General features: G+C 41.8%; 6 protein-coding genes. 5 read left to right on the top strand and 1 reads right to left on the bottom strand.

Going from position 1 to position 5,303, the window contains the following annotated elements; genetic code table 11:
* From BP27_RS16880 to BP27_RS0113470, 5 genes are all read left to right on the top strand, one after another.
* On the top strand, nt 1-227 hold a 227-nt coding region (locus BP27_RS16880), incomplete at its 5' end, for a transposase (RefSeq protein ID WP_150112075.1).
* Nucleotides 228-1,709: a methyl-accepting chemotaxis protein gene (locus tag BP27_RS16435; RefSeq protein WP_051610589.1), complete on the top strand. Its 1,482-nt coding sequence runs from the start codon at nt 228-230 to the stop codon at nt 1,707-1,709. It abuts the gene before it with no gap.
* A gap of 265 nt (nt 1,710-1,974) precedes the next feature.
* Nucleotides 1,975-3,015, top strand: a complete 1,041-nt coding sequence (locus BP27_RS0113480) for a TRAP transporter substrate-binding protein (RefSeq protein ID WP_027851977.1) — start codon at nt 1,975-1,977, stop codon at nt 3,013-3,015.
* Nucleotides 3,015-3,626 (top strand): TRAP transporter small permease subunit, encoded by a 612-nt coding sequence (locus tag BP27_RS16875; RefSeq protein ID WP_051610588.1) that lies wholly within the window; start codon nt 3,015-3,017, stop codon nt 3,624-3,626. Before BP27_RS0113480 ends, BP27_RS16875 begins: the two co-directional genes overlap by 1 nt.
* Nucleotides 3,616-4,956 carry a TRAP transporter large permease gene (locus BP27_RS0113470; protein WP_027851976.1) on the top strand — a complete coding sequence of 447 codons (1,341 nt, stop codon included), beginning with the start codon at nt 3,616-3,618 and terminating at the stop codon, nt 4,954-4,956. Before BP27_RS16875 ends, BP27_RS0113470 begins: the two co-directional genes overlap by 11 nt.
* A gap of 27 nt (nt 4,957-4,983) precedes the next feature.
* Here BP27_RS0113470 and BP27_RS0113465 read toward each other — a convergent pair.
* Nucleotides 4,984-5,303: IS30 family transposase (locus BP27_RS0113465; RefSeq protein ID WP_027851975.1), on the bottom strand; the 320-nt coding region annotated here is incomplete at its 5' end.

The following is a 5,303-nucleotide window of genomic DNA, read 5'->3' as shown; positions in this document are numbered from 1 at the left end:
CGATAGAACTTATTGAAGTTAAACGCTTAGGAAAAACATTAAAAAAACACGCTCAGAGCATCCTTGCTTACTTCGATCGCCCAGGCACTAGCAATGGACCAACAGAAGCGATTAATGGCAGGCTGGAGCACTTACGAGGCATAGGACTGGGTTTTAGAAATTTAACCAACTACATAGCAAGGTGCTTGTTAGAATCGGGTGGGTTCAAAAAGCACCTACACCCTTAAATGCGAAGAGCCCTTAATGGTGACCGTGATTTATACCAAGCACTAACGGCTCAGTTTAGTTATGTGGATGCTGCTTTTAATCGTGAAAGCAATACTGATAATTTAAAAGACTTTGATGAAAATGTTCAGCAAGCTAAAAAGCGTTTTGGGTTGGCAGTTAATCGCTTGAAGGGAACGGGAGTGGAGGAGCATGCTAGGGGTTTTGATCAAGCTTTTGCACAGTGGTTGGCATCTGCAAAAAAGGTTATGGCCTTGGCAGATGAAGGTCGACCAGACGCGGCTCGTAATTTAAATATTAGTGAGACAGCACCTTTATTTAAAAAGCTTAGAAATTTTTATAATGAAATTAGTGAACATGCTGACGAGCAAGCAAATTTGCGAGCCACCGAAGCTTCAGCAGAGGCTTATTCTAGCTCCATCACTGTGTCAATTATAACGTTGTTAACCCTAGCTTTAAGTGCCGCTCTATTCTTCATTTTCTTAAAATTAATTGTGCAGTCTATTAAGCAAATTCGAGATCAACTCGATAACATCGCTCAGGGTGAAGGTGATCTAAGGCAGCGTATTCCTGTTGCTAATGATGATGATCTAGGCCAATTGTCTAGCAGCTTTAATGCCGTATTAGGTAACTTGCAGCAAATGATAGGTGCGGTACAAAATTTAACAGTGAGTTTGAAAGATGAAGCTGCAAGCTTGGCGCAGGCAGCAAAAAATAATGAGGGCGGTGTAACACAACAGGTTGATGCCATTTCTATGGTGGCCACTGCAATTAATGAAATGCATAGCGCTATAGAAGAGGTGGCGGGTAATGCTTCGCAAGCATCGGTGCTTACCCAAAGTGCTGAAGAGAATGGTAACCGAGGTGCAGAGATTATTCATAACTCAACAGTGCAGGTTCGCCGTCTTTCTCAGCAAATTGAGACAGCCGTTACTGCGATAAGAAAACTAGCAGAAGACTCTGAAAACATTACAACCGTTCTTGATGTGATTAGAGGTGTTGCAGAACAAACTAACTTGCTTGCCCTAAACGCAGCGATAGAAGCAGCTAGAGCAGGTGAACATGGGCGTGGTTTTGCGGTGGTTGCTGATGAAGTTAGAACCCTGGCAAGCCGCACCCAAGAGTCAACAGAAAATATTCAGACCATGATAGCTAACCTGCAATCAGGTGTTGCGGAAGTTGTGCATGTAATGGAAGCAGGCAGTAAAGAAGCGATAGCAACAGAAAAGTTATCTGCAGATACAGAAACTGAGCTGCAAGAAATTCTGCATTCCATCACACAAATTTCTGATATGAACGCTAGCGTAGCATCAGCTACAGAAGAGCAAACGCAGGTAGTCGATGAAATAAACCGTAGCATTACAGAAATTAATGACTTGGCGGCAGAGGGTGCTGAGCGCTCTAATGAGATAGGTAGCATAAGTAGCTCTTTAGCGGATTATGCACAAGAATTACAGCAGCAAACGGGGCGTTTCAAAGTATAAATGCTTTGGTTTCCTAGAATCAGGAAAGTGTTCGGATTTTAGGACGCTGAAAACACTAGGCTTGTTGTTATTTAAGCCCATAAATTCCTTAATTCAGGAATTTGTGGGCTTTTTTTTAGCTTAAAAGAATATTTGAAAAAAACAAAAATGTAACCTATTGAAACTAATGGGATTTTGCTATCTTGGCATGTGGGTTGCTGTATCGTGGGAGCCGCTAAGCGGTTAGTCGTTCCTAGAATAAACATAAGAATCAGGAGTAGTAATCATGATTAAAAAACCACTTGTTGCCGCTATAGCTGCTGCAACTATGGCCTTATCTACTGCCGCACTGGCTGATGGGCCAAAAAGTATTGATGTTGCTAGCACCTTCGCAACCAATAACTTCCTTGGAGCTGGTGCCCAGTACATGGGTAAGCAAGTTAATATCGCTTCTGATGGCAAGATTAAGTTCCGAGTGCATGAGCCAGGTGATCTAGTGCCAGCTTTTGAAGTATTCAATGCTGTTTCAACTGGCGCGATAGATGCAGGTTGGGACTGGATGGGTTATTGGGCAGGAACCATTCCGCTTCTAAACTTATACGGTGCACTACCTTTTGGCCCAACACCTGAAGCTTTTGCATCTTGGATGTGGGCAGGTGACGGTACTAAGTTTATTCAGGCTGCTTATGATGATTACAACATTAAGGTTATGCCTTGCTTTGTATCCCCACAAGAAACAGGCGGCTTCTATAATAAAGAAATTAATTCAGTAAAAGATTTTGATGGTCTGCGTTTCCGTATCTCAGGCTTGGGTGCTCGTGTACTCAATAAGTTTGGTGCTTCTACTCAGCTAGTGCCTGGTGGTGAAATTTACCTAGCACTAGAGCGTGGACGTATTGATGGCGCAGAATTCTCTGTACCTCAGGTTGATGAAGTGATGGGCTTTAATGATATTACTAAGTACTACTACTTCCCAGGCTGGCACCAGTCTGCAAGCTGGTTCTCGTTGATTATTAACAAAAATGTGTGGAACAAGTACAGCGAAAAACAACAGCAGCAATTCCAGACTGCTTGTCAGTCAACACTGGCTTGGTCTATGACTGCCTCACCACCTGAGCAGATGCGCGCTATTGCTCGTATGGAAAAGAAAGAAGGGTTTGAAGTTAGACGTTTTAATGATGAAACCTTAGTAGCGCTTGAAGGTGCTTGGCAAGAGGTTGTTGCAGAAGAAATGGCAAACAACCCCAGCTTTAAAGAGGCTTATGAGTCACTTATGGAACATGCCAAGCTGATTGACGGTTGGTACGACTTGCAGGAGCTTAAATAATGAATGACGCCGCTCACTTAAAAGTGGCGGCGGCACTTCACTACCTTTCTCAGCCTCTTATAGGGGCTGGGATTTGGGTAGGAAGAATGACTAGCTGGCTTGTTCTGGCAGTCATAGCCGCTGTCATGCTTACCGTAATAATGAATGCTTTTGGTATGAATGAACTTCTACGCTGGGACAGTGAAATATTCCTTTTTAATAAGGCTTTTACTATTAACTCAGCAACAGAGCTGCAGTGGTATCTTTATGGTTTTTTAGTGCTTTTCTCATCAACCTATGCTTTGCATACCAACTCTCATGTAAGAGTCGATTTGTTGTACCAACGATTCACACCCAGAACACAGCACCTTGTTGATCTTCTTGGGCATGTGTTTTTGCTAATCCCTTTTTGTTTAATGGTTGCTTACCTGTATTGGCCTCAAGTTGTTATGAGTTTTAATTCAGGTGAGCAGTCCAATTTTGGCGGGCTGACAGATAGATTCTTAATTAAAGGTGCTTTGTCTGTCGCACTTTTCTTTATGGCTCTTAATGCTTTAGGACGTGTTTTTTATAATTTGGCCGTTGTTTTAGATCCTAAACGTGCAACCAAGGAGCCTTTCCATGTTTATTGAGTATTTGTTGCCTATTTTAATGGTGGCTTGTTTGCTGCTAGGTATCTTTACTGGCTATCCCGTTGCTTTTGTATTAGGTGGCTTGAGTATTATTTTTGCTCTGGTTGGCGATGTTCCTTTGCCCTACTTAGGCATGATGGGTTCTCGTATTTTTGGTGGAGTAGTAGAAAACTGGCTGTATATCGCCATTCCACTTTTTGTGTTTATGGGCTTAATGCTTGAGAAATCAGGTGTGGCAAGTCGCCTACTACTCACTTTACAGAGACTATTTGGTCAAGTAAGGGGTGGCTTAGCTATTTCTGTTGCTTTGCTTGGTGTGGTTATGGCGGCTAGTACCGGCATAGTAGGTGCTTCAGTGGTAATGCTGGGTATGCTGGCGCTCCCCGTTATGTTTAAGCAAAACTACAAAGAAGAAATGGCCTTAGGCGTTGTAGCAGCTTCTGGCACGCTGGGAATTCTTATTCCGCCCTCCATTATGCTGGTTTTAATGGGCTCTATTATGCAGGTTTCAGTAGGGGACCTTTTTAAAGGTGCCTTGATCCCTGGCCTAATGCTGGGTGCTTTATACGTTGGTTATTTATTATTTATGGGCTGGCTTAAACCTGAATGGATGCCTTTAGCTGACCCTGATGACTTAGATACAGACACCACACCTCTAGCTTTAGCTTTGTTAAGGGACTTAGTTGGTCCTGTTTTCCTTATGGTGGCGGTGCTGGGTTCTATTATGAGTGGTATTGCGACACCAACCGAAGCTGCAGCTATAGGTGCATTAGGTGCCATAATCTTAGCTGTTGTTGCCAGAAAGCTTAACTATCTAACCTTGAGAGATGTTTGCTACGACACAGCTAAAAGCACGGCAATGATCATATTTATTGTAATAGCCGCTACTGCTTATAGCTTGATATTTAAAAGGCTAGGTGGTGATTACTTAATAATGGATATTGTTTCATCTATTGGTTTAGGCCCTTATGGTTTACTGCTTTCTATTATGTTAATGATTTTTATCCTAGGGTTTTTCTTAGAGTGGATAGAAATTAGCTATGTTGTATTACCGCTTTTATTACCCGTTATTAGCTTGTTAGATTTTGGCATGACCACTCAAGCAACTCTAGTGTGGTTTGGTATTTTAATGGCAATTAACTTACAAACAAGCTTCCTAACACCGCCTTTTGGTTATGCACTCTTTTACTTAAAAGGTGTGACCGAAGGTAAGGTTAAAATAACGACTATTTATAAATCAATTATTCCTTATGTGCTGTTACAAGTAACAGGATTAATACTCTGTATTGTCTTCCCTGCCATTATACTTTGGCTACCGGGTCTCTTATAAAAACAACTAAGCCTTATTAACTTGGATTCAACTTGCTAGTGCAACAGCCTGTAATTCTTCAAACAATACTTCATTTGGTGTTTTCATTCCAAGTGTTTTCCTAGGTCGGTTATTTAAACGATGCATAATGAATTCAAAATGCTCATCATCTAAGTGCTTAAAGCATGAACCTTTGGGGCAGTATTGACGTATTAAGCCATTTGTATTTTCATTCAATCCACGTTGCCAAGAAGCATAAGGGTCTGCAAAGTAAAAGTCACAATTCAGTGCTTTTGCAATGGCTTGATGCTCAGCAAACTCTTTACCATTATCTGCCGTTAGAGTATGTACTAAACCAACAGAAGCAA

The organism is Marinospirillum insulare DSM 21763, from assembly GCF_000686905.1.
Taxonomy (GTDB): Bacteria; Pseudomonadota; Gammaproteobacteria; order Pseudomonadales; family Halomonadaceae; genus Marinospirillum; species Marinospirillum insulare.
The sequence above is the reverse complement of the archived record's forward strand: the minus strand, read 5'-3'. Positions and strand labels throughout refer to the sequence as shown.

Bases quoted from the DNA above. Each gene is read 5' to 3' on its own strand.
- BP27_RS16875 (WP_051610588.1), top strand. From the start codon at position 3,015: ATGAATGACGCCGCTCACTTAAAAGTGGCGGCGGCACTTCACTACCTT.
- BP27_RS0113470 (WP_027851976.1), top strand. From the start codon at position 3,616: ATGTTTATTGAGTATTTGTTGCCTATTTTAATGGTGGCTTGTTTGCTG.
- BP27_RS16435 (WP_051610589.1), top strand. From the start codon at position 228: ATGCGAAGAGCCCTTAATGGTGACCGTGATTTATACCAAGCACTAACG.
- BP27_RS0113480 (WP_027851977.1), top strand. From the start codon at position 1,975: ATGATTAAAAAACCACTTGTTGCCGCTATAGCTGCTGCAACTATGGCC.